The following is a 24,292-nucleotide window of genomic DNA, read 5'->3' as shown; positions in this document are numbered from 1 at the left end:
GGAAAAGCGTGACGGGTTAAATCGTCACGCTTTTTTTTGTTCTTTTGTCATCCCACCAGCGTTACGTGCAGCAAGCCACAATCCGCTGTTTTTCATGGCATAACCAAATAACAATCCGACAGCAAGCGAAGGCACGATCATACGCCAGTCGCCCTGCCCAGCAAAAGTAGCGCATGCGCCAATAAACGTGCCCGGAACGAAAGAAAGCAGCAGATTTTTCGCCTGGACACACATCAGAAACGCCACCAGGCCAGTCATGACATACCCTACAATCTCAAGATGCGGAGCCAGCGCGCTGCCGTGAATAATCACCTGCGCCCAGGCTACCCCGCTCATTAACGTACAGGCAGAAATTAACAGGCCCTTAAGACCACCTTGCGGACAGGCAAAGTAGGCAGTACAGCCAAGGAATCCGGCCCAGCCGATCAGACCAAGAGAGACAGCAACCCAACCCCAGAGACCGGAGAGAATGCCTGTCGTTAAAGCGATTGAAAGGAGTATGTTCATGGCGCGCATCTTAGCAGATACGCGCCTGATTTATGTGATATCAAGCGCAATAATTGCAATGTCACATTTCTTGTTGCAGTTTAAATGTGACTTACATCACATTTATTCCTCTTCTGATTCCTGCAATTCATCCCACATGGCAGAGATAGCATCACGCGTTAACGGTGCCATAGTCCGCCAGAATGGCGTAGTAGCATGTGCTTCCACTTTGCCGAGGAATGTGCCGCACCACGGCAGCAGATATTCTGCAAACAGTGTTTCCAGCGCTTCACTTTCATCTTCTGCCGACTGATCTTCCAGCCACGAGGCTGCCAACAGCAGCGTACCAAAATGATCTGCAGGTGCGTCGGTCAACGGCATACCGCGAGACGAAAGAAATGCCCGCACTTCTGCCTCTGTCGCCCCGTCAATCCACGCGCTGCGATAGGGGGAAACGCGGCTTTCGTTACCGACAAAAAGCGCATTAAAATCAGCGGCCAACGCCTGTGCATCACAATTCTTTTGCAGGCGCTCCAGCATTTCATCCTGCTCCAGCGGCCAGTTATGCGCCAGCTTCCCTTCACGTATGAGGGTATAGAGCGGCACGAGTAAGGGATCCTGTGGCTGACGATAAAACAGTGAACCCAGTACGCGGCAGAGGATGGAAAATTCGTTCATGCAATGATTCCAGTGGCTAATTAAAAGTCGGCAAATTCAGTAATAGGCGTCATTCCACGCGCTTCAAGGAAGCTCAGCATCCTGCGCGGTGTGACGTTGAGAATACGATCTTCCGGGAAATCGACCTCATCAAGGATTTCACGGCATTGCGCAAATTCGCCCAGCGTAAATGCCGTATGCGAGTCAGACCCCAGAGCAACCCACCCACCCGCATCACGCACGGCGGCAGCTATCGCACGGCAATTTGCTTCGCTACCTTTACGCGAATGCAGGAAAGAGGAGTTGTTGATTTCCAGAGCCACATTGTACTTCGCGGCGGCGGCGGCAATTGCCGGGATATCGACGGGATATTTTGGATTGCCCGGATGGCTGATGATGTGTGCATAACCATGCGCCATCGTCGCAATCATCGCCTCGGTATTGGTCTCTTTGTCCTGCGGGGCAAACACGGGTTCATGAAAGCCTGCAATGATCAGATCCAGCGAAGTTAGCATAGGGCCGCTACAATCAATCTCACCGTCAATATTTTTGATATTGGCTTCAATGCCACGCAGAATGCCGACGCCATCCACAACGCGTGGCCAGATACGCATGTTGATGAAGTGCCAGTGGTGTGGTGCATCATCCATATCAGGGCCATGATCGGTAATAGCGAACAGCTTAATCCCTTTTCGCTTTGCTTCGGTAATGTAGTCTTGCAGGGTGCTATAGGCATGGGTGCTGGCGACGGTATGCATATGCAGGTCAACGGGATACATGAAACTCTCCTGTAGTTGTTTCTGCAAGGATAGCAGTTATCGCTGCCATTTTTAATGAAAAACCCGGTCTGACACGGAAGCTTCACTAATAGCCACGAACACGATCAACCCCCCCGTTCACGATTTCGCCACGTTCAAGTTTGCCGATCGTAGCAGCAATAAAAGTAATGGCTTCATCTGCACGGGTGGTGGCCGCAATATGTGGCGTCATGGCAACACGGGGATGCGCCCAGAGAGGATGGTCGGCCGGCAGCGGCTCGCGACTGAAGACATCCAGCATTGCCCCTTTCAATTTACCGCTATCCAGCGCCTGCAAAAGATCGTCCTCGACCACATGAACACCCCGCGCCAGGTTCATAATATAGCTGTTATCCGCCAGTTGATTTATCACATTGAGATCAATGAGCCCCGTCGTTTCAGGGGTGTTAGGTAGCAAATTGATCAATACGCGCGTCCCGTGCAGAAATTCGCCTAACTCTTCTGTTCCGGCAAAACTGGTCACACCTGGTAAATCTTTATGCGAACGACTCCAGCAGCGCAGCGGAAATCCCCATGCGCTCAGGCTGGCTGCCACTTTCGCGCCAAGCACACCCGCCCCCAGGATGCCGATGGTGAAATCTTCGCGGCGATATTCTTCCAGCTCCAGCCACCTGGCCTGCTGTTTTAATGCCTGATAATCATCAAAGCGGCGGAACCAGTGCAGCACCTGACTCACCGCATATTCCTGCATCTGAAGCCCCATGCCGGTATCTTCCAGACGAAACAGCGGGATATGTTGGGCCAGCATCTCCGGATGCGCCTTGAGTTTACTCAGAATAGAGTCGACTCCGGCTCCCAACGCAAATACCCCTTTCAGTTCACGGCCGCGCAGCATCTCGACAGGAGGATGCCAGACCAGCGCATAATCGGCAGGTTCATCATCACCCTTGCGCCATTCACGCACGTTCGCACCGGGTAATGCGTTGCGTAAGGCTGGCAGCCAACAGGCGGGATCGAAGGTCGGGTGATAAAAAATAATCTCCATTTCAGCTCCAGATTGATGGTTTGGTTTCCCGGTCACTATCGGGGTTATCTGTTATCTTGTCAGACGGTTATGTTCACACATCACCTTAGCAAATATCATTGAAAGTATTTAGAAAAGTGTTTTGCCGGTAAAAAAGCCAGTTTCAGGACATTTAAGAAGCAAGTTGATTGAAGTTTGTCTAAACGCACTAATTTATTGAAAAAGAAGATTGACGGAAGTCCCGCTTTTTCCTACATTAGCGCCCGTCCCGACAACATCGGGAAGACAATGTGGTGAGGTGTCCGAGTGGCTGAAGGAGCACGCCTGGAAAGTGTGTATACGGCAACGTATCGGGGGTTCGAATCCCCCCCTCACCGCCATCATTTCAGATAAGAGCCTGTACGAAAGTACAGGCTTTTTTCTTTTATATTCTCCCGTACCGGGGGGATGAGAACCCCCGACCGGGGCTCGACAACCGGCGCCAGCCGGTTGGACAGATGACGAGCCTGCGAGGAATCTGCCCGCAGGGCGAGCGAAGCGAGTCAATCCCCCCCTCACCGCCATCATTGCAGATAAGAGCCTGTACGAAAGTACGGGCTTTTTTCTTTTATATTCTCCCGTACCGGGGGGGATGAGAACCCCCGACCGGGGCTCGACAACCGGCGTCAGCCGGTTGGACAGATGACGAGCCTGCGAGGAATTTGCCCTCAGGGCGAGCGAAGCGAGTCAATCCCCCCCTCACCGCCATCATTTCAGATGAGAGCCTGTACGAAAGTACGGGCTTTTTTCTTTTATATTCTCCCGTACCGGGGGGGATGAGAACCCCCGACCGGGGCTCGACAACCGGTGCCAGCCGGTTGAACAGATGACGAGCCGGCGAGGAATCTGCCCGCAGGGCGAGCGAAGCGAGTCAATCCCCCCCTCACCGCCATCATTCAGCATTTATATTTTATTCTCTCCTTAGATTCATATTTCATCTTAAAGCGCGGTTGTCTCTCAGCAAAAAATTAAGAAAGGATTTAAAGTTTATTTTAGCGAGAAATAAATAAAATATATGATATCAGAAAAAACATTGGAGGAGTGAATATTAATTTCATTACCTGCTACATTGGTGATGCGATATAATAGATCGACATTTTTTGGTCAAATTCGCATTATTACACGATAAGGAAATATAAAGATGAATGCCCGATTAGTGATGTTTTTATGCGCAACAACGCTACTGTTAACGGGTTGTATTCGCTCCCCTATTGATGCAAAAAAAAACAGACCATCAGGATCGGTAAGTAGTATAAGTAAAAGTACAACACATCTCACAGACAAAGATATTTTCGGCAACGAAACCACCTTATCTGTTTCAGAAGAAGATATTCAGGCTGCAATGGGCAGTGAAGGTTTTCGCATTCCGTTAAATTCTGCCGTGATTCTGGTTCAGTCAGGAAATCGTGCACCGGAAATGTTAATGCAGCAGGAAATGGGGAAATATTACCAGATATCAACATTCTCCGGAATTCCGGACAAACAAAAAACAACCTCGTGCAATAAACCCGCCAAAAATAAAGAACCAGATGCTGATGTTAGCGAGAACATGAACTATATGCAGGCACTGCGTTATATTGCAGCAAAAGGACATCAGAAAGCAGTCATTGTCTACTGGGATACTTTGCAGATTGGCAGGTACGACACCGCAGCAAAAGCCACCGTCTGGTCTGATTACCGTAATGAAACATTATCCGGTTCCGCCTCGCTACGTTACCTGGTTCGCTTTGCCCTCGTGGATGTTGCATCAGGAGAGTGGGCAACCTGGTCACCCATCAATTATGAATACAGCATCCTCAAGCCCCTGTCCGGAGAAACGCCTGTAACAGAACAGCAAATAATCCAGCTCAGGCAGAAAACGTATGCAGCAGTGACTAAAGACCTGGTCAACCGCTATCAGTAATATCCGTATGCCAGATTTCCTCATCAGTGGATTTATGACATATAAAAAAGCAAAGGCACCCCCAAAGGCCGTCAGTGGAAACTTAACAAGGTATATAGCGCCGGGTTAAAATCAGCTTTCCGGCACTATCTTCATCTTCTTAACCGGATTGCTTCACGATTTGATTTTACTAATGGCTGATTATCTAAAGCGGCCCTATACAGAACGGAACACCATGACAGGAACATAAATCTGGCGTAATAAATAATGCCCCGGATTATTCTCATTGGATTGATATTCTGCCGCTGATAATTTGTGGCGGCACCCAGTGATATGAGAATATCCGATTCTCCGAACCATCCTGTTTTCCGGACCAGAAACCATACCAGTGCCCACGCCGTAGATGCGCACAGACATGCCTTCTGGTATCCGGTTATTCACCTGTCGCTCCTTAATAAATTCGTTCACTCCACAGACTGTATGCACTGGTTCCGGCAATACAGTGCTCCCAGCTGATGCTTTCATACGTAAACGACACCGATTCTTCCGGCTGTCCCTGGCCGTTCAGAATAGTATCCGGCACCGTCAGATTAATGCTGGAAATTCTGGCGTTAATCAGCTTCAGTTTGTAATACAGTTCATTGATGCCGAAGCGGTTGGTGCGATAAAAGTCAAAATCACAGGTCAGGCATTCATTTTCGTTAATAGCCTTGCTCAACAACGGGGACGATTTATCCACCGGTTTATGGATGCTCAGTTCCTGGTGATTCACATTCTGCGCACGGCTTAAACCATGATTCAGCTCTGTCACCATAATCTGATCCAGATGTTTAAGTTGTGCTTTATTACCAATCGAAGCCAGCGATGAACACCCCGCCGAAATCAGCCCCTGAAACTGCCCGTTTAATGTCAGGTAAACCGGATTTGCCATGTTGTAATCTCCCTGAAATTATTATGAATTAATGTTTGTCAGCCGCATCCGGGCTGATTGAATTTTTCAGCAGCAGCCAGCGGCTTAACACGCCATCCAGCCGTTCATTAATCTGTTTTTCCAGAACGCCAGTTGCCTGTCCGTTTGCCTGGGCTTCCTGATACTGCGTCAGCAGCGACTCCAGCGGCGTCTCCTGGTTCAGCGTCCGCTCAGCCTGGTAAATCACTGTTTTGATATAGGAAAGTGTGAAGCCTTCTTTTGCCTGCTCGCGCTGAACCAACAGTTCGGCAAACGCGCGTAAATCCTGGCGAGTCTGCTGCCAGCCTGTCATCTTCGGACTGTTTTGCGCACGGGTTTTCAGCGTCTCATTCCACTGAGCTGTTGCCTGCTGCTGTTGCAGGCTCTCCGGCCAGCGGCTGTCGGCAGTCCGGACCATCTGCATTCCGGTTTCCAGCAGTTGCAGTGGAGACGCATAAGGAAGCTGTCGCAGACGTTGCGCGTAACGGTCGAGATCGGGAGATGACAGCCAGACCGTGGCTGCGCCCTGCGCTGTGTCATTTACCCTGGCCAGGAGCTGCTGTATCGGATAGATCTGCCACCACCAGAGCACGGCAGCGATAACGGCGGTAAAGGCAGCGCCTGCCGCAAAACCTTTCACGCTGAGACGCGACATGACTCCCGCCGTGCTGCCTGCTGTCGCGTTGGGATGAACCTCCACCTTCATTTCCGGTAGTTCAGGCAACGGCGGAACAATGTCCGCAATTGTTGACGTGGCGGCAACGGCGCTCTCCGGGGCATAGACCAGCGTCCTGACAGTGGTTTTCGCCTGCGAATCCCTACTGTGCTTCGGCTGCGGCTCCAGCCGTTTGCGTGTGTTCTGCACAAAGTACAACAGATTTTCCACACGCGGCATCTTCTTCAATTCCACCTGCTGCAGCTTATCGCAGATAAGCTGTAATGCCCGTTCGGTGCGGTACAGCAGCGGCAGGTCGGCTTCCGTAAAGGACAACTGCTGGCGCAGAATGTTGCCGGTGCGGGTATTGAACCAGTCGAGCATTTCCGTGCGTGCTGTTCCGTTTTGCGGCCAGAACTTATCCCACTCGTGGCTTATCATCGCCGCCAGCAGTTCCGTGCCTTCGCAGAATCCCGCCAGCCCCTGCGTGCGGGTGCGCGCCAGGGTGTAGTAACTCGCGGTATGCAAATCCACGCCGCTGGCTTTAAAAATCGCCAGCGCCAGCGACTCCACCCGTTTCCAGTTCAGCTCCGGCTGTGACGGGTGACTGGCCTTGTTGATTTCCTCGCGAATGGCGCTGAATTCCGGCAGACCACGCGGGTCGCTGCCAGTCACAATGGTCTGCGTAAGTGCGTCGTTGTTCATCCCTGTCTCCTCAGTACAGCGTATCCGGCAGGCGGAATTGGCTGAACAGCCCACCGCTGAAAGGATTATCTTCGGTGTCGGTATGCACCCGGTACACCATCGCCCCACCGTCCACGTTAAAGCGCACGCTAAAAGTGCCCTCCTGTACACCGGTGAGCTGCCCCGCGCCAAACAGCCGGAACTGCGCCCACGGCCCGCGGAAGCTGATGCTGCGCGGCGAACCACCGCTGAGACCAATCAGCGTCAGCTTGCTTTCATTGCCTTCACGCATGTTGTTCGGCCACACCAGATGGGCGGTATAGTTGCGTCCCTGGCTGTAGTCCACTAACTGCCCGTCCAGGTTCAGCACACTGCGCCGTTTGTTGCCAGAGAGCGATACAGTTTCCACTGCAAACTGCGCGCCTAAGCCATTCTGCTTACTGAAAAAAATGTTGCGGATGTTCTGCGCCCGCTCCAGCTGTTTCAGCACGTCTTCGCGGATAACGACAGCATTGTCGCCGTTCACTTCCACCCCGCCCTCGACAAACAACTTCAGGTTCTGCGCATAAAACGTATCCAGTACGCCACCGGATTTAAAGAAGCGTTCAAACGCATCCAGAGATGCATCCTGCGGCGAATGCGGGTTAAAAGGATACTTGTCCGCTAACTGCTCACTGAACGGCACCACCACGCTGTCGCGCCAGTCGACTTCCATATAGTGAACGGCTTCCACCATCACTACACGCCATGCCTGGTCGGCCAGCTTACCCACCCAGCGGTTGAGCGGCGCGGGCAGCGTTTTCGCCATCTGCCGGGTGGCGAAAATCGGGTCGCTACTGTTCTGGTCAAGCCGTAACTGCACGGCTTTCAGGGCCGATTTTCCCGGCGCAGGGGCATTCTGTATCGCCAGCAGGTAGCGGTGCAGCTCCGTCAGTTGCCGGTAAACCGTCTGCATCGAGCTTTCTTTATCCTTCTGCGCGTCCAGCGTGCTGTTTTCCGGGGCAAACTCGTGACCGAGGCGCGTCAGTAACGGGTAATCCGGCGCGTTCCGCGCCTCCTCACGCGCCTTATCATCCAGCTTGTCCGGCAGGACGATGGCGTGGGTGTTGTCACGCAGCGCGGTCAATGCCCGCTGGAGCGGCTGGTCGCCGCTGATAATTTGCTCCAGCGCCCCGGTGAGTTCCGCGACGGACGCATAATCACGCACATTGAGGTTATCCATTCCGGCGCGCCAGGTGGCGATGTAGTCACCAAGATATTGCTCGGTCAGTTGGCGCTGGATCTCCGTGCGGTCTGCGTCGCTGTATTTCACGCTGCGGGTCAGGTTCAGCACCCACGAATCCATTGCCGTCAGCGCCACCAGTTCATCACGCTGCGTCACAAAATAGCGTTGTAGCCCATGACGGGTCAGAAGCTGTGGAATAATCAGTTTGTCGTCATCGCCGGAGATAAACACCTTTTGAAAAGTCGGGCCGACCTGATCGCGCAGGTTCAGGTCGGCAGGCAGAACGCCTTGTGCGCGCGTTTTCAGGCTCTGATACACCCGCTGGTAAACCGGTAGTTTGCTGAGTTCTTTCTGTGCATCAATGATGGGTTTATCGTACGGCGTCCAGCGGCTGATGACGTCGCTTTCGCCCGCCTGACGCTGCGCGTGCCAGTCGGTATGTTGCAGCGCATAGTCCAGATGCGCCATCAGTTGCGCCTGAATATCACGCTGGCCATGAAACCGTTCGCTCCAGCGTTTCGCCATATACTGTTTCACCACTTCATTGTTGCGCCCGCTTTTATCCTCCAGCATTCTGAGCACGCGCAGCACGGCCAGTTTCTGCTCGCTGTTCTGCGGGGCGTTCGCCAGATCCTTTATCAGCCCGTTGATGAGCGACGGAAGATAACGCTGCTCCAACAGTTGCAGATAGGTCTGCTCTACATATGGGCCGATGCGCCTGCCCTGATACAGTCCGAGATCGGCCAGACGGCTGCGATCGCCCCAGTCGCCGTAAGCAAGAGTGGCGTCGCGCACCGGATTCAACAGGGGCAGTTGCAGGTTGCCGTACTCATCGGTCCCCTGCGGCGGTGGAACGTCCATAAAGGCTCTGGCCTGCTCCAGCACCCTGACGCCCGCGTTCCAGTTGCTATTGTAATAGTGATGCCAGCCCCCCACAGCCAGCACGATCAATAGCGCACTACCGGCAGTAAATATCATCATCCGACGGCGGGCATTTCCCAGCCAGACGCTGTTTTCTCCGGACAGGTTCGGTTCAGCCAGCAGCGTCTGTGGAAACAGGTTGCGGGTAAAATACGGCGTGGTGTCCACCAGGGGCCAGGCGATGAGTGGACCGCTGCCCAGTTGATACTGTCGGGCGGCGGACTGCGTAAAAATGTCATCCACCTGCCCGCGTTGTAGGGACGAGGTGAGATAGACGCCGCGCAGCATCACGTCCATATTTTCACCGTCCAGAAGGCTGTCGAGCAGCGCAGTCAGCGTATCGTTGACCCCCTGCATCTGGCGGACGAAACTGAACAGGGCACTGCGATGGTGGTTCTGCGCCAGCATCAGATCCGGCAAAGCCTGGTTGAGTTGCTCTCCCCACGTCTGCCAGAAAGTATTCAGTTCTGTACGCCAGTCATCGTTCTCATGGGCATGGCGGGTGAAGGTGACGCCGAGGATAGCGTCACGGCCCGCTTTATCCAGCGAGGCAAACAGTGGGGAAAACCCGGCCAGCAGATCCAATTTAGTCAGCACAACATAAACCGGAAGCTGACAATGAAGATGCTGGCGCACGTCCTGCAAGCGGCTGCGCAGGGTCTGCAACACTGCTTCGCGTTGGCGTTTTCCGCTGGTCAGCAGATCGGGTAAGTCCAGCGTCAGGATCAGGCCGTTCAGCGGTTGACGGGCGCGTGTTTGTACCAGCCAGTCCAGCCAGTGTTGCCACAAACGCCGGTGTAGCGTATCCGCGTCCGGCTCTCCGCACAGCGCACCGCTGGCGTCAAAAATCACCGCCTGTTTACCGACGTGTGGCGTGATGTACAGCCGCTGTTCCGTTCCGCGTACCGCCTCCGGCGTGTAAATAACGTCGGACGGAAATCCTTCACGCAGCAGCGCGGTTTTGCCGCTTCCGGTAGGACCGATAACCATATACCACGGCAGTTGCCACAGAGAACGGCGGCTGTCGAGATGGCGCTGGAGACGCAGCAGCCAGCGGTCAAGGTAGCGTTGTTGAGCGTTCAGTTCGAGGCCGAGCGGATCTTTTTCTTCCTCCCGCTGCTGTTTCTGCTGCCGTTCAAGCTGTTGCAGGCGCCTGATGACCAGGACGGTCAGCCATGCCAACGTTATCAGGCCCCAGACGGCGGTGGCCAGCCAGCGGTGTGACAGCGGTTTCAACCAGAGTACGTCATAAAATTTCCATGCAGGGCCTTTCCACCAGATCCAGACCAGCAGCGCCACCCAGACCAGCGCCAGCAGCCACGCCGCAGAAATCTTAAGCCGGGGCATGGCCGGTCTGAGCATGGAAGTCAGCCCGCTGAAAAGACGAGGGACACGGGGTGTGGGTATTCTGAACACAAAACGCTCCTGTTTTTATCTCACTTTTCCGGCGTGAGTTTTTCTTCCAGTTGTTCCAGCAGTAACGGCTCCCAGTCGCCCAGCATCGTATGCTGGCCTGTTTTAAACAGCATCCGATAGTGCTGCTGCGCCAGTTGCGCCATACCGGACGCTTCCAGCAGTTGCGCCATCAGATACTGACTGTAAAAGCGTTCGCGCGGCGAGTGCTGCGGTTGCTGTTCCGCCAGCGCCAGCGCGGCTTCCAGGCCCTTCTCCCGATAGCAGTCCTGGATTTGCTGCGTCAGTTTATCTGCGGCCACCAGCGATTCTGTCCTTTTCACCGGTTCATCCGCCAGCCACTGCCGGGTGGCGGCGCTGAGAAACGGCGTGCGGTCGTTAAACAGCAGGGAGGAAAGTGACGGCAGGCGGTTCAGGAAGCGACGCACTTCATCGCGGATCGCCTTCGCCGCATCATGGTAGCCCAGGCGCTGTGCGGCCTGCGCGGAGAGATAATGACCATCCAGCCAGTACGGGGCCAGTAACAGACTGTTTTCCACCTGCTGCCAGAGTGCCATATCAGCGCTGGCGAGCCGCGCCTGATAGTCCGCTGTCATATCAGCGGAAACCGCCGCCAGTGGCGTCCGTCCGTCGCTTTCCGCCTGCGGTTCGCTGGTGATGGTCTGCCATAGCGCATGACGGCGCATCCGGTAGCCCAGTGGCGAGTCCGGCTGGCGTTCGCATAGAATGGTGGCGACGTTCAGCAGCGTGTCGCGCCAGGCTTTATCACTGTGGCTGTCGATATTCACGACCGCAGCGGGGATTGCGGTGACCTGCGCGTGAGGAACCGGAACGGCTGTCGGGGTGCCTGTTGTTACGGTTGATGGTGCTGCCGGGGCCGTCACAGGTAAGCTGTCGCGAAAAGCCCTCTGGTACAGCGCGAATAAATCATCCGTTGCGGAGGCCAGTTCCGGCATATTATTCGACTGCCAGCACTGTGCCAGTTTTGCCAGTTCGCCCAGCAGGTCATCCCGCTGTACGGGCGTTGACGCCGAAGCAAACCGGGTAATACCGGATTCAAAGCGTTTCAATATCTGGTTGGCAAGACGCCCTTTGTTCACCGCATTCTGCGGCCAGCCGGTGATCCAGTAGTATGTGACATACTGCGTCAGCATTCTGAGCGCCAGCAATGGATTGCCTGCATGCTGAAGGGTGCGCAACAGATGTGTCAGCAGGCGAAAATCCTTACTTTCTGACGCCAGAAGCACCAGCCCCTGACGCTGGATTTCCGGGATATCAAGCTGGCTGTGGGCCAGCGAGCCAAGTTTAACGATTTCGCCGTCTATATATTCCCACTGCGGGTTCTCATCGCTGAGTTTCGCGGCCAGTTTCTCTTCCGGCAGTGCTTCCAGCAGATGAGACAGCCAGACTTCCGGGTTCTGTATATCCATATTCGTCACTCCCCTGCCCAATGGCAGGCGTCACGTAGCGGCGCGATAATCTGCCCCAGTCCGTCAATGTTAAAGGTCAGTTTTTTGTCTGCCCCCGTCTCAAGTGTCAGCGTTTTAGCGCCAAAAAGTTGCCTGATTTCTTCAATCCCTGGCAGGCCCCGGCTGGATTCCAGCAGCATGCCGTTTTCCCGCACAAACCAGTGCGAACGAAACGCCCTGCCTTCGAGCACAAGGCTGACCGGAATATCGTTCTCCTTGCGGGGATGGGTTAGGGCCACCTGCATCCGGGTGATATTGTCCACGCAGGAGAACATCAGCACCGGGCGCGGTGGCAGGCTGCCAATGGCTGGGGTGGTAATAATCACCGTCGGGCGTTCGCCGGGGCGCTGAGTCAGCAGCAGCACGGTGGAATTGTCTGTTCGTCGTTTTTCCTGCTCCATGGCACGCGTCCAGGACTCGCCCTGGTAAGTCGCTTTTACTCGCGAGCCATCAAACCCCTGCTCCTGAACCGGTGCCAGAATCAGATCATAACAGGCCAGCCGCTCCAGGGGCGCAGGCTCTTTCCGGCAGACGGTCATGGCATTTACCCGAGCCTGCGCATCCGCACCGGTAATGGTCCGAATGTCAGTAGCCGTCGCCGACGCTATTGACAGGGCGATACCGGGAACAACTTGTTCCTGCTGAACCTTAGCCTGTACGGTGCTGGTGATCATCCCTGCCAGTAGCGCGATATACCGGAAAATGTGCGCGTGACTCACAGGGCAGCATCCTCTGTTTCCTGCCCCGGTACGTTATCGCTGACGGCTATCTCTTCTTCAAGATCAGCGGTAAACGCACTGTCTGCCACACCCAGGGTTATCCTTGTGATCACCGCGTTTGCCGCCATTTTCTGCAACAACAGCAGAGACAGCGGCGGCAGCATCTCGCCGTCAATTACCGATTCCAGCATGCGCGCGCCGTTCTCTGCGCGGGTGACGCGCTGCATAATTTCTTCCGTCACCTCCGGCGTAATCACCACTTCCGCGTTAAAACGGGAATGCAGCACGTTGCCGAGGCGCGCCAGCTTCCCGGCGATAATGGTGGCGAGCGTGTCGCGTGACAGCGGCAGATACGGCACCACTTCCATACGCGCCAGCAGCGCGGGTTTGAAGAAGTCGGCCAGTACCGGATACAGCGCATCGTGAAGGGCTTCCTGATTGTCGGCATATTCAACAATCACCTGATAACCAAGATTGGAAGTCAGGAAGAAGACAATATTTTTGCAGTCGATCTGGCGACCTTCGCCATCGGCCATCTCGCCTTTATCAAACGCCTGATAGAACAGGTTGAGCACGTCCGGGTGGGCTTTTTCGACTTCATCCAGCAAAACAACGGAGTACGGTTTCTGCCGAATGGCCTCGGTCAGCACGCCGCCTTCGCCGTAGCCGACGTAACCTGGAGGGGAGCCAATCAGTCGTGAGACGGTATGCTTTTCCTGGAACTCCGACATATTGATGGTGGTGAGGTACTGACGTCCGCCGTAAAGGAGTTCCGCCAGTTGCAGCACGGTTTCGGTTTTGCCTACACCACTCGGGCCTGCCAGCAGGAATGCCCCCAGCGGACGGCCAGGACGACGCAGGTCGGCGCGTGCGGTCAGCAGGTGCTTGTGCAGATGCTTAATGGCTAAATCCTGGCCCTTGATGGTATGGCCCAGCCACTGGGGCAGGTCGGTGATGATCGACATCTCATTCTGCGACAGACGGTTGAGCGGTACGCCGGTCCATTCAGCAATCACCGCCGCAATCTGTTTTTTATCCACGTGCGGGGAAACCAGTAGTTGTGCGTTGTGCAGGGCATTGAGTTCGGCGGTCAGTTGTGCCAGGCGTTCAGCCGGGGAAGCCTGTGGCTCTGCATCAGCGATATCGGTAACGTTTTCAACTTCTGTGGAAAGAGGTTCTGTCTCAGTTGCTGTTTCAGCCTCTTCCAGCAGAGCCTGACGCAGGGCAATAATCTCTTGTACCAGCGCCTGCTGCTGATGCCATGCCGCGTCCAGCGCCTGCAGCTCAGACTGTGTCGTTTCATACTGCGCATGAACATCCTCCAGCCGTGCACTGTCCGTGCGCAGGCCGATACGGATTTCCCGCTCAAGCAGTCCGATCTCCGCCTTATGCTGGCGACACAATGTCATCAGTGCGGAAATCTGTTTCGGAGGGGAAGAGAGATTAATTGCCACGCGGGCGCAGGCGGTATCCAGTACGTCGATGGCTTTGTCCGGCAACTGCCGCCCGGAGAGATAACGCTCGCTTAACGTTGCCGCGGCCTGTAAGGCGTCGTCATCAATCAGCACGCCGTGGGATTGTTCGTACACCGCCGACAGACCGCGCAGAATAATGGTGGCCTCGTTGGCGTTGGGTTCGCTCACCTTCACTAACTGGAAGCGGCGCGACAGCGCGGCATCTTTCTCAAAATATTTTTTATACTCGCTCCAGGTGGTGGCAGCGATGGTTTTCAGCTCGCCGCGTGCCAGCGCGGGCTTGAGCAGGTTGGAGATGTCCAGCCCGCCCTGCTGGTTGCCCGCGCCAATCAGCGTATGTGCCTCGTCAATAAACAGAATGATCGGTTTCGGCGACTGAATAATTTCTATCATCAGTCCCTTAAAGCGCTTTTCAAATTCGCCTTTAACCGATGCCCCCGCCTGTAACGCGCCTAAGTCCAGCGTCATAATTTCACAATTACGCAGCTTATCGGGTACCTGACCTGCCACAATGCGCAGCGCCAGCCCTTCGATTAAGGCGCTTTTGCCGACGCCCGCTTCGCCCACCACCACCGGGTTATTTTTACGGCGGCGGCAGAGAATGTCGATCATCAGGTCGATTTCGTTATCACGGCACAGCACCGGATCAAGTTTGCCGTTGCGGGCGTCTTCGGTCATGTTTTTCGCGAAGCGCCCCAGCACGCTGTCCTCTGAATGCACTGCAGGTACGGATTTCTCCCCGTTTTGCATCACCGACTCCGCCGACTCTCGCGTCCAGTCGGCAAAATCCTGGCGCAACCGGTCACGGTTGATCCCTGTCAGCAGGCGGGCGGCGGCTGGTGGGACATAACGATGTGCCGACTGCAACAGTGCCAGCAGCAGCGTGCCGCCGCGCAGTTCGGTCTGCTGCATCTCGGCGGAGGCCAGCAGCCAGCCGTCGCGCAGCCATTCAATCAGCAGCGGTGAGAAAACCGGGTAGCTGTCGGAATGGCGCATGGTGGCATAATGTTCCACGGTCAGCGCCTGACCCAGTTCTTCCGTGCCAATCTCCGCTTTTTGGGTAATGACGCGCAGATCGCAGCGAGGAATAGCCAGCATCTGTATCAGTACATGACTGACGGTAATTTCAGTGGCCTGCAGGCTCATGCAGACCGTGGCAGCCATCTCCAGCGCCTGGCGGGACAACGGGTTCAGTCGTTTTACCAGCGTGGAAACATCAATCTGGATCATGGAAGGTATCCTTACCTGGCAAGCAGCCGGTTTAACTGGTGAAGAATATCCTGAGTCTGGTCGTCCAGACGCAGCAGGTAAAACAGATAGAGCGCCGCCAATACGGCAACACTGCTGAGCAGGACATGCTTAACCGTGAGTCGTTTAATCAACTGGTAGTGTCCGCCCTGTATTTTTTTATTCTGGTGCAACAACGGAAAAGGTGAGTCACCGCGAAGCCGATGCAGGACGTGATAAAGGCGATGGTAAATCTGCTCAAACTCACCCTGCTCGTGGACGGCTACCTTGTAGCGCCCGCGAAAACCCAGTGAAAAACACAGATACAGAAATTCCAGTAAATCCTGGTAACGCACCGGTTCGCGCATCAGGCGCTCCAGTAGGATAAACACCTTCTCACCGCCCCAGGCTTCGTTGTGGAAATGGACCAGCAGTGACTGTTTGATCCACTCGTTTTTATTCGACCAACCGTTACCCAGCGCCGCTTCGTCAATAAAGGTGCAGAGGATGTAGCGAAACGAGACGATAACGCCGGGTTCATAACCCTGCTCCTGGAGCAACTGCTCTACTGCCTGCACGTCCGTCACAACCTGAGTGAACAGATGTTCCGGCATGGCGTTGCCGCTCATGCCGGTCAAGCGCATCACCATCCCCAGCAACGGCGTGGCGGCATCGATCATCGCATTGAGGCTGTTACCACGAAGCCGCAGTTTATATTGGCGGCAAGTGATGTCCTCGTCGCTGCCATCCGGCGAAAAAACCGTCTGTTCATTCATAAAGTCAGCCTCTTATTGCCCACAGCTGCATATCCAGTTCCGGGAAAGTACCGGAGATATGCATCGCCAGCGCCCCCGCCGTTACCACGTCCTGCCAGGCGGAACCGCTTTTTTCCAGCTCGAAATAGACATAACCATCGTGGTACGGCAACTGGCGCGGCGCGGCAGGCAACGCGCGTAGAGGGATACCCGGCACCTGAACGCTGACCATATTGCGGATTTTGTCAGTGGCGGCAATTTTCGACTGCTGGGTAAACTGGAGGATCAGCTGCGTGTGCGGCATCCGGGCACGGACCGCCAGTACAAACACGCCGGACTGCAATAATCCCGGATCGTTGACCGTCGCCAGATACACCCCTTCGGTAAAAATGAGTGGCAGATTCTGCGCGCGCGGCTGTAGGACGATATTGAGCGCCCGGCGCAGTTCGGGGATCACTGTTTTAAAGGACTGCGTGAGATCACGGTGATCGTAGGGTTCGACCGCACACGGCTGGCGGCTGTTTTCGGTGAAGGTCATCAGTTCGCCCAGCAGCCGCACCAGATCCAGATAGAACGTCTCCGGATGCAGGGTATGCAGATGCGCACGGTGAGTGAAGTGCATCTGGCTGCGGTTGAGCATCTGCAGCATCATAAACTCGGCCACGTCGGCAATGCCGCTCTGCTCTGGCGAGCCAATACGTTTCGCCAGATCGGCGGCGCGGGTGGCGATCATCCCCTGTACGTCGCCGACAAAACGGTTCAGCACCGGGCTGACGCGCACTGACTGGCAGGCCGGGATAAACGCCTCATCCAGCACCAGACCGCCGCCGGCCCGGAAGCTACGAATGCGGCATAGCGGCAGCACCACCATCGCGCTGAGATCTTCTGCGCCACTGACAATGCGGAACATCAGTTGCCCCAGCGACAGCGGCTGGACGTCACCGTTTTCCGTATGCACGTCATAGACATCTCTATAACTCAGACAGTAACGTTCCGAACTCTGCCCGGCGCGGCGCACGCCCTGAATTTCACTGATATTATGGCCACTGACCGGCAGCGCCAGATAAATGTCGTGGCTCTCCGGCGTTGTCAGCTCTCCAGGTTGAAACGGCAGTGGCAGTAAATCCTGGTCAGGGATGCGGAATACCGTGCCATCCGGCAGACAGCCCGCGGCCTTGTCAATCATCACCTTGCCCTGCGCCAGCAGTTCGGTATTCAGCGACAGTTCGGTAAATCCCCAGGCAAAATCCGTCTGTGCGTCCAGCCGTTCATGCAGCAGATAATCGGTATGACGCTGCTGCTGCTGAAAATGCTGAGGCAGCGCAAACAGGCCCTCCTGCCAGAGCACGCGGTTATTGGTGGTTGCCATCGTCAGTTGTCCTCGGTTTTCATTTCAATACTGTTCTGCCGGAGATGTGCCAGCAGGCGATAGTGGTGACCAGTGCTCTCGACCGGTACGATTTGTTTCCACTCACTGGCCTGGTCGTCGGAGAAATAGGCGACAATGCCGATAAACTGCGTTTTGCTGTCCAGCGTCACGTCAGGCAACGTTTTGAGCGTATCGGGCAGCAGGGTAAGATCCTGATGATCGATATAGTTTTTTCCCAGCGCCTCCGGCAATGGTGTGGATGCCACAAGGTCATAATCCGCGCCCGCAAGTTTTGAATCGTCGCTCAGATATATCAGTTGAACATCCACTGGCGTGGCCTCCCCCTCCGCGTTCATATTGGCATCCGGTTCGGTCAGCAGCGTGAGCGTCACCGTGGAGGACTGCTGCCTCAGGTCTCCCACCGGAATATCGGGATTGGCGATAACCTGGCCGATTTTTTTGCTCACCTCGCAACCGCTTAACGCCCCGGCCATCGCTACAAGCAGAAGAACGAACGCAAACCTGCCTCTCATCATGCTTCCGGTTCCCGCTGCTTTTCACGCAGCACGCGGTCGTAGACCTGGGCATACACCTCATTAAACAGCATGGCGAAACCCTGCTGGCGGTCAGACGCCAGTTCGTCGTAATAATGACGGTACATCTGCCAGGCATCGGCATCGTCCAGCGCCCGGCGCAATTCATGGCTACGGCGGTACTGAACAAAGCGCTTCAGCAGGCTTTGTGGTGAGAAGGCATCGAGCATCACCCGCAGCGCTTCGGCAATCGCGGCTCGGTTGGCTTCTTCATGATGGCGAATGTTGCGCAGGCTCTCGCGGATCGCCGCCGGGGCCGCCAGATGTACCGGGCTTTTGCCTTCGGCAAACATCACCTTCAGCGCTGTGGCGTAGTCCAGATTCAGACGCAGCGGATTATCCTCCAGCGGTCGAAGATGTTTATCTGACAGGCTGTTCTGGCTGTGCTGCAAATCAAGCAGCCCCTGAATGGCCGCTTGTAACGCGCGTCCGGTCTCTTCCAGAAAGGCATCCGCGTCCTGCGAGTTGCTGACGCTGAGCGAACTACCCAGCCCTCGAAGCAACGGCGTCACCGCCAGATGCCTATGCGACGTCTCAGCCGGAGAAAGCGCCTCGCCACGCGGTTCGGCATACACAGGCGGCAGGTCCATAAACGGCGTATCGATGCCGCCATCTGCTCTCAAATCGGACAACGGCACGGTCGGTTGCCCGTAAGCGCCTGTCACCGCCGTGGTCAGGCTTTCACTCTGCAAAACCTGCAACGGATCGGTAGAGAAGGCGTTCGCCACGGTCGCCGTCAGCTGATGGCGGTGCGACAGCCCCGGGTAATCCGGCTGCCCCTCGGTGGACATCAGCGTTTCCGTCAGGCTGTCGCGGTGATTAATAATGCTTTCTGGCGCGACCATCTGTTCGTCATAGCTGGTGCGACGCCCCTCATGCAAAAAGGCTTTCAGCGCCAGCGCACCAATGCTGATTTCATCGCCCTGCCGCAGTCGCACCAGCCCGGTATCCATGCCTACCGGCGCAAGGTTAATCATCACGCCGGGCATCAGGCTGCGCAGACAGAATGCGCCGTCATGCAGAACTATCTGACAGGCGCGACCCGCAACCGCGCCAGCCCTGTCCTGCACCGGCCAGTGGCACGAGGAAGCATGACCAATATCTCCGCCGTCAGCAGAAAACTGACATTTCGCGGCGCGCCCGCTTTCCAGTTCATTGCTGTTCATTACCTGCAACGTCAGCGATAATCCGGAAGACGGCGTTTTTTCCTCAGCCATTTGCGGCTCCATAAAATTAATCCCTGATGTGGAGAGTGATGGATGGCGGCATTTTCGGCTCGCCGATAAAAGCAGTACGCCCGATGCAGGCGCGGCAGCGGTCGCCCAGCTTCATGCCCTGTGCCTGCGCCGGGGCCAGATCCAGACGTAAATCCCAGGCAAACTGATCGCGCAGTAAAAAGGCGATAAACAGAGTCAGCGCCGCATGCTCCTCGCCGCCAGGCAAAAACGACAGATACCGGGACATGGACAGGCTGCCGATCCGCAGCAGGAATTTGCCGCTGCGGTCCGGTACGTGGGCACCGAGAGTAAAATTGACGCCTATCACCGAGCGTCCGGGAACATATCCGGCGGTATTATTTTTCGGGTTACGCCGGCCCAGCCGGTTTTGTTCGCCAGGCTCAATCACCACCCGGCGCAACTGCCAGCTTTCAAGGGTGACTTCCGGCAAATCAAAACAGTGGGACACCAGGTCACAAACCACCTCCGGCGCACGGCCCGGTGCAGCCAGCACACCCGCATAAGCCAGCATCTTGCTGTGGTTAATGGCGAGTTTATCGCGCAGGCCCTGACTGCCCAGCCCGACCAGCGCGAACATGCGCTGCGAAAAGCTGTCCGTACCACCGTTACGAAAGCAGATGTAATAGCGGTATTTTCGCCAGGCGTGATACACAAATTGCGTCCAGCGGTGGCTGAACAGATCGAGAAACTCTCTCAGCCCTTCTTCATTCTGCGCCGACTCCCGCGCCATCCGGTCCAGGTAGTAACCGGGCAACGGCGACTGGCTGCCGGAAAAGCCAAGAAATTTCGTGGTCAGCGTAAACTGCCCGCGGTCGTCACGCGTGAGCGAGGTCAGATCGCTGCCGGGGAATGCAATGCTGGCATCGGATTTGAACAGTACCACCTCCTGTTCCGGCTCCGTGCGCAGTGAGGGCTCACTGCCTGGCTCGCCGTAACGGCGGTACAGCGACTCCAGCAGGACATAAAAACTGGTATCGCGAACATCCACCGGAAAATCTACATCAGGGCGTGCTGGCCTTTGTTCTGCCATTCCCAGGCCTCCTGACTTTCCGTGTTGATAATTTTCAGATGGTGAAACGAATTGATGCTGGCGTAGAGCGCAAAGAAATGCGTCAGCACATTACCGAGCTGGTAGATTTCGCCTACACAGACAAACGGTGACGGGTTGATCCACAGCGTGGTGGCCAGCCCTCTCACCGCTACGCCCTTAAACAGCCGATCTACCGGCTTAGTTTCCATCCTCTCAATAGCATCCAGCTTCTGCTGCGACAGGCGGGCCTGCTGTGGATGCTGGATGCCCGGTAAATCAAAGGTGCGCAGGATCTGTACCAGCGCCTCCCTATCCAGTAGAGAAAGGTAATTCAGGTTCATACAGGAAATCAGCGACCACTGCATATCGCCGTCGATGACCGGAAAGAGCGGGCGCGTCGGGCGGGTGACGTTGCCGAAACTGGCGACCGCCGGGTTTTTGCCCACAGCCACGCAGATATCGCCGGTGTGCAACTGCACGGGCAGCATCCGGTTCGTACAGACCAGCGACACGCTGAGCGCCTCGCCGCTCAGGTTCGCGGGATCGGGCAGACTGCCGTCAGCACGCACAAACGCAATACTGTGCTCCAGCCCGCGATGAAATAACGAGGTTTTTGTCCTGTGATGCCAGTAGACCACCTCACGCTGCTGACTGTATTCCATCTGGTGGTTAAAGCTTTCGAACTCCGGCCAGAGACGCGACGGACTGGTCACTCCGGCGACCTCAGCGGAAATAGAAACCTTGCTGGACACCGACTTCACGCGGAAAATATCGTAGGCATCCGGATGCTGATGGCTGGCACGCAGCGGATACTGCGGCATGCTGCCATCCGGTGCGATGGGTTCGGCCTGATGGACAAACAGATTCACTACCGGTGTACAGAACAGATGCAGCGATGACGCGCGGAGCTTTACATCCACCGGCAACGGCTGGTTAAAGTGCAGACGTAGCGTAAATGCCCCACCGTGAAAACCCTCCGGCAGCGGCACGGCATCGCGCAGATGAAAGAAGAAAAAGCTCTCCGGGTAACAGAAATATTCCTGGAGTACGCGATATCCGTTATGAACGTTTTTCGGCCACGGCAGCAGCGCATCCTCCCGCTCAAACCCTGTGGCATCCAGCCATAAATCAGGCATGGGAACACGTCGGTCACCGATAACCAGTTCAGCATCCATCAGACGCACACTGAACCACAGGTAAAGCTGGTAACGGGTATAGTCATCTTCATTACCCAGCCAGAAATTGATTTTATTTAAATCCAGCGCCCATGAAGACACACCGTTTTCGGCAAAAAAATCAATATCAATAATACCCTCTTCGAGGCTACTGGCATTACGCACATCCTGTATCTGTAAAGGCTGTAACCAGATATCGCGGGCCAGGGTAAAATGACAGGGAGGCGGTTGTGTCCGGTCATCGTCGCCCAGCACCTTCCGTCCTGATGAAGCGACACGAACAACACCTGAACTGACCAGTTCATCACGCAGAACCTTCACCGGCGCTTTAATATTACCTTCAGGCTGATACTCAATCACCGACATCGAGGGGACCGGACGCAGATAGTTGGGCCACAACATGCGGATGATCCCGTTTGTGAACTCCGGGAACGCGTCCTCCAGCTTCTGCCGCACCCCGCCGGAAAGAAACGCCGAGGCCTCCATCAGACGCTCCACGTCCGGGTCGCCCTCTTTCTCGGTCAGAAAACGGGACAGATAGGGTTTATCTCGCGCCAGCAGCTTACCCAGTTGTCGCAGGTAGTCCAGCTCTTCGCGGTAATAGCGTTCTTCAAAAGCCATCAGTGGTACTCCACCCGGTAGCGCTGGCGGTTATCCAGCAGAATGTCAAACTCCAGAACGTCCCTGGCGTCGTGAAAACTGACCTGCGCCAGAATATGAAAACGCAGCATCAGGGGCGTATAGCTGTCGGGTGACGCCACAGTTACCGTCACCCCGGAAATGCGTGGCTCATAGCGACGGATGCAGTCGTGAATGCCTCTTGCAATCTCTTCCCTGAAATTGCCCGGGGCTAACGTGTTATCATTTAAATCAGCAACGCCCAGCTCCGGAGAGCCGGCGCAACTGCCGGTGCGGGTATTGAGGATGCTGTACAGGTTTTGGCTGATGGAATGCAGCAGATTAATACCGGGTCCACGCTCACGTTTGGGAACCGCCGCTTCGCCAATACGGTCAAACAGGCTGCCCGCTTTATCAATATCCCGCTTCATCATGGTGCTTAATCTCGGTCCAGACGCCCGACCAGCGAAAGATCGAAGCTGGCGCCCATATATTTGAAATGCGGACGGACTGACAACGACACCTGGTACCAGCCCGGTTCGCCTTCCACATCCAGTACCTCAATTTTTGCCTGGCGCAGCGGCTTACGGCTGCGGACATCAGCGGGTGGGTTTTCCTGGTCAGCCACATACTGGCGGATCCATGTATTCAGTTCACGCTCCAGATCGCCACGCTCTTTCCAGGAGCCAATCTGCTCGCGCTGCAGCACCTTGATGTAGTGTGCCAGACGGCTGATAACAAACAGATAAGGTAACTGAGTTCCCAGCTTGTAGTTGGTCCCGGCTTCCTTGCCTTCCGGCGTATTCGGGAAGATTTTCGGTTTCTGTACCGAGTTTGCCGAAAAGAACGCGGCGTTATCAGACCCCTTACGCATGGTCAGGGTAATGAATCCTTCTTCCGCCAGTTCGAACTCGCGGCGGTCAGTGATCAGCACTTCAGTCGGAATTTTGGCCTGCAATTGCCCCATAGATTCATACAGATGGACCGGCAGATCTTTCACCGAGCCGCCATTCTGCGGACCGATGATATTCGGGCACCAGCGGTACTTCGCAAAGCTGTCCGCCATGTTGGCCGCCAGGAGAAAAGCGGTGTTGCCCCACAAATAATCATCATGGCGGCGGCTGACATTCTCACGATAGTTGAAGCTTTTCACCGGGTTGTCTCCCGGCGCATACGGCTGGCGCAGCAGGAAGCGCGGTGAGGTCAGCCCCAGATAGCGAGAATCCTCCGACTCACGCAAGGCGCGCCACTTGGCGTAAGCTGGGCCTTCAAAGATAGCACCAATGTCTTTAATGCCCGGCAGCTCGGTCCACGACTCCAGCCCCAGAAATTCCGGAGCCACAGAGGAAATAAACGGCGAATGGGCCATCGCGGAAACCGCGCTGACGTATTTCAGTAACTTGAGGTCCGCCGCGTTGTTTTTAAATGCGTAGTTACCGATAACCGCCGCAACCGGCTCGCCGCCGAACTGCCCGTAACCGCTGGAGTAGACATGTTTATAAAAGCCGGACTGGGTGATTTCCGGTGCGAATTCGAAATTATCCAGCAGCTCTTCTTTGGTGGCGTGCAGCAGATAAATTTTGATGTTTTCGCGTGGGTCAGTGCGCTCAACCAGTAATTTGAGGGAACGCAACAGCGCTTCCAGCTCCTGAATTGCCGGATCGTGGAGGATGAGATCCATCTGGCGACCTGTGCGATCGTCAATATCGGCAATCATGGCGTTCACCGCCAGAATATCGACGGACTCAGCTTCATTCTGCAACAGGGCGGAGATAAACGCCGTCACGCCCTGGCGGGCAATGTCATAGCTTTCGGACTCTGGCTGAAAGCGGCTCTGCGCCATGATGTCATCCAGCAGGGATGATGAGCCTGTGGGAGAAGCGGCATCGGGGGCTTCCTGCAATGCAATATCTGACATAGTGAAATCCTTG

General features: G+C 55.5%; 19 protein-coding genes, 1 tRNA gene and 1 pseudogene. 2 read left to right on the top strand and 19 right to left on the bottom strand.

Annotation, left to right across the window (positions count from 1 at the left end; genetic code table 11):
- Positions 1-24 precede the first annotated feature (24 nt).
- The 4 genes from L2097_RS03575 to ghrA all read right to left on the bottom strand — a co-directional run bounded on the left by L2097_RS03575 (position 25) and on the right by ghrA (position 2,946).
- A complete protein-coding gene (locus tag L2097_RS03575; RefSeq protein ID WP_250352143.1) occupies positions 25-507 on the bottom strand; it encodes a DUF1097 domain-containing protein in 483 nt (160 codons plus the stop codon).
- A gap of 102 nt (positions 508-609) precedes the next feature.
- A complete protein-coding gene (locus tag L2097_RS03570) occupies positions 610-1,164 on the bottom strand; it encodes a TorD/DmsD family molecular chaperone (protein WP_085006709.1) in 555 nt (184 codons plus the stop codon).
- A 20-nt stretch (positions 1,165-1,184) separates the two neighbouring features.
- A complete protein-coding gene (locus L2097_RS03565) occupies positions 1,185-1,922 on the bottom strand; it encodes a phosphatase (RefSeq protein ID WP_250352142.1) in 738 nt (245 codons plus the stop codon).
- A gap of 85 nt (positions 1,923-2,007) precedes the next feature.
- Entirely contained in the window at positions 2,008-2,946 is a 939-nt protein-coding gene (ghrA, locus tag L2097_RS03560; protein WP_250352141.1) for a glyoxylate/hydroxypyruvate reductase GhrA, read from the bottom strand.
- A 271-nt stretch (positions 2,947-3,217) separates the two neighbouring features.
- Here ghrA and L2097_RS03555 point away from each other — a divergent pair.
- Positions 3,218-3,305, top strand: a tRNA-Ser gene (locus tag L2097_RS03555).
- An 800-nt stretch (positions 3,306-4,105) separates the two neighbouring features.
- Positions 4,106-4,867, top strand: a complete 762-nt coding sequence (locus L2097_RS03550) for a lipoprotein YafT (protein ID WP_250352140.1) — start codon at positions 4,106-4,108, stop codon at positions 4,865-4,867.
- A gap of 262 nt (positions 4,868-5,129) precedes the next feature.
- Here L2097_RS03550 and L2097_RS25855 read toward each other — a convergent pair.
- The 15 genes and pseudogenes from L2097_RS25855 to tssC all read right to left on the bottom strand — a co-directional run.
- Positions 5,130-5,264, bottom strand: a pseudogene (locus L2097_RS25855) (AcrVA2 family anti-CRISPR protein); the annotation flags it as partial.
- Between the two features lie 33 nt (positions 5,265-5,297).
- Positions 5,298-5,777: an Hcp family type VI secretion system effector gene (locus L2097_RS03545; RefSeq protein WP_085006705.1), complete on the bottom strand. Its 480-nt coding sequence runs from the start codon at positions 5,775-5,777 to the stop codon at positions 5,298-5,300.
- Positions 5,778-5,805: 28 nt separating this feature from the next.
- Positions 5,806-7,155 (bottom strand): VasL domain-containing protein, encoded by a 1,350-nt coding sequence (locus L2097_RS03540; RefSeq protein WP_250352139.1) that lies wholly within the window; start codon positions 7,153-7,155, stop codon positions 5,806-5,808.
- A gap of 10 nt (positions 7,156-7,165) precedes the next feature.
- Complete coding sequence (gene tssM / locus L2097_RS03535; RefSeq protein ID WP_350028992.1) at positions 7,166-10,696, bottom strand: type VI secretion system membrane subunit TssM; 3,531 nt, start codon at positions 10,694-10,696, stop codon at positions 7,166-7,168.
- Positions 10,697-10,716: 20 nt separating this feature from the next.
- Positions 10,717-12,123 carry a type VI secretion system protein TssA gene (tssA, locus tag L2097_RS03530; RefSeq protein ID WP_250352138.1) on the bottom strand — a complete coding sequence of 469 codons (1,407 nt, stop codon included), beginning with the start codon at positions 12,121-12,123 and terminating at the stop codon, positions 10,717-10,719.
- 5 nt (positions 12,124-12,128) lie between these two features.
- Positions 12,129-12,881 carry a type VI secretion system-associated protein VasI gene (vasI, locus tag L2097_RS03525; RefSeq protein WP_250352137.1) on the bottom strand — a complete coding sequence of 251 codons (753 nt, stop codon included), beginning with the start codon at positions 12,879-12,881 and terminating at the stop codon, positions 12,129-12,131.
- Entirely contained in the window at positions 12,878-15,586 is a 2,709-nt protein-coding gene (gene tssH, locus L2097_RS03520) for a type VI secretion system ATPase TssH (protein ID WP_250352136.1), read from the bottom strand. The genes vasI and tssH overlap by 4 nt, the downstream gene beginning before the upstream one ends.
- Positions 15,587-15,597: 11 nt before the next feature.
- Entirely contained in the window at positions 15,598-16,359 is a 762-nt protein-coding gene (gene icmH / locus L2097_RS03515; RefSeq protein WP_085006700.1) for a type IVB secretion system protein IcmH/DotU, read from the bottom strand.
- Positions 16,360-16,363: 4 nt separating this feature from the next.
- A complete protein-coding gene (gene tssK / locus L2097_RS03510) occupies positions 16,364-17,707 on the bottom strand; it encodes a type VI secretion system baseplate subunit TssK (RefSeq protein WP_085006699.1) in 1,344 nt (447 codons plus the stop codon).
- A gap of 2 nt (positions 17,708-17,709) precedes the next feature.
- Positions 17,710-18,240, bottom strand: coding sequence for a type VI secretion system lipoprotein TssJ (gene tssJ, locus L2097_RS03505; protein ID WP_250353125.1), 531 nt, complete (start codon positions 18,238-18,240; stop codon positions 17,710-17,712).
- Positions 18,240-19,517 carry a type VI secretion system-associated FHA domain protein TagH gene (tagH, locus tag L2097_RS03500; RefSeq protein ID WP_250352135.1) on the bottom strand — a complete coding sequence of 426 codons (1,278 nt, stop codon included), beginning with the start codon at positions 19,515-19,517 and terminating at the stop codon, positions 18,240-18,242. The genes tssJ and tagH overlap by 1 nt, the downstream gene beginning before the upstream one ends.
- Positions 19,518-19,533: 16 nt before the next feature.
- A complete protein-coding gene (gene tssG / locus L2097_RS03495) occupies positions 19,534-20,568 on the bottom strand; it encodes a type VI secretion system baseplate subunit TssG (protein ID WP_250352134.1) in 1,035 nt (344 codons plus the stop codon).
- Complete coding sequence (gene tssF / locus L2097_RS03490; protein ID WP_250352133.1) at positions 20,535-22,364, bottom strand: type VI secretion system baseplate subunit TssF; 1,830 nt, start codon at positions 22,362-22,364, stop codon at positions 20,535-20,537. The genes tssG and tssF overlap by 34 nt, the downstream gene beginning before the upstream one ends.
- Complete coding sequence (gene tssE / locus L2097_RS03485; RefSeq protein ID WP_250352132.1) at positions 22,364-22,795, bottom strand: type VI secretion system baseplate subunit TssE; 432 nt, start codon at positions 22,793-22,795, stop codon at positions 22,364-22,366. Before tssE ends, tssF begins: the two co-directional genes overlap by 1 nt.
- A 5-nt stretch (positions 22,796-22,800) precedes the next feature.
- A complete protein-coding gene (tssC, locus tag L2097_RS03480; RefSeq protein ID WP_250352131.1) occupies positions 22,801-24,279 on the bottom strand; it encodes a type VI secretion system contractile sheath large subunit in 1,479 nt (492 codons plus the stop codon).
- Positions 24,280-24,292: the final 13 nt, after the last annotated feature.

The organism is Citrobacter sp. MNAZ 1397, from assembly GCF_023613995.1.
Classification (GTDB): Bacteria; Pseudomonadota; Gammaproteobacteria; order Enterobacterales; family Enterobacteriaceae; genus Phytobacter; species Phytobacter ursingii.
Note: the sequence above shows the minus strand (reverse complement) of the source record. Positions and strands in the feature narration are given on the sequence as shown.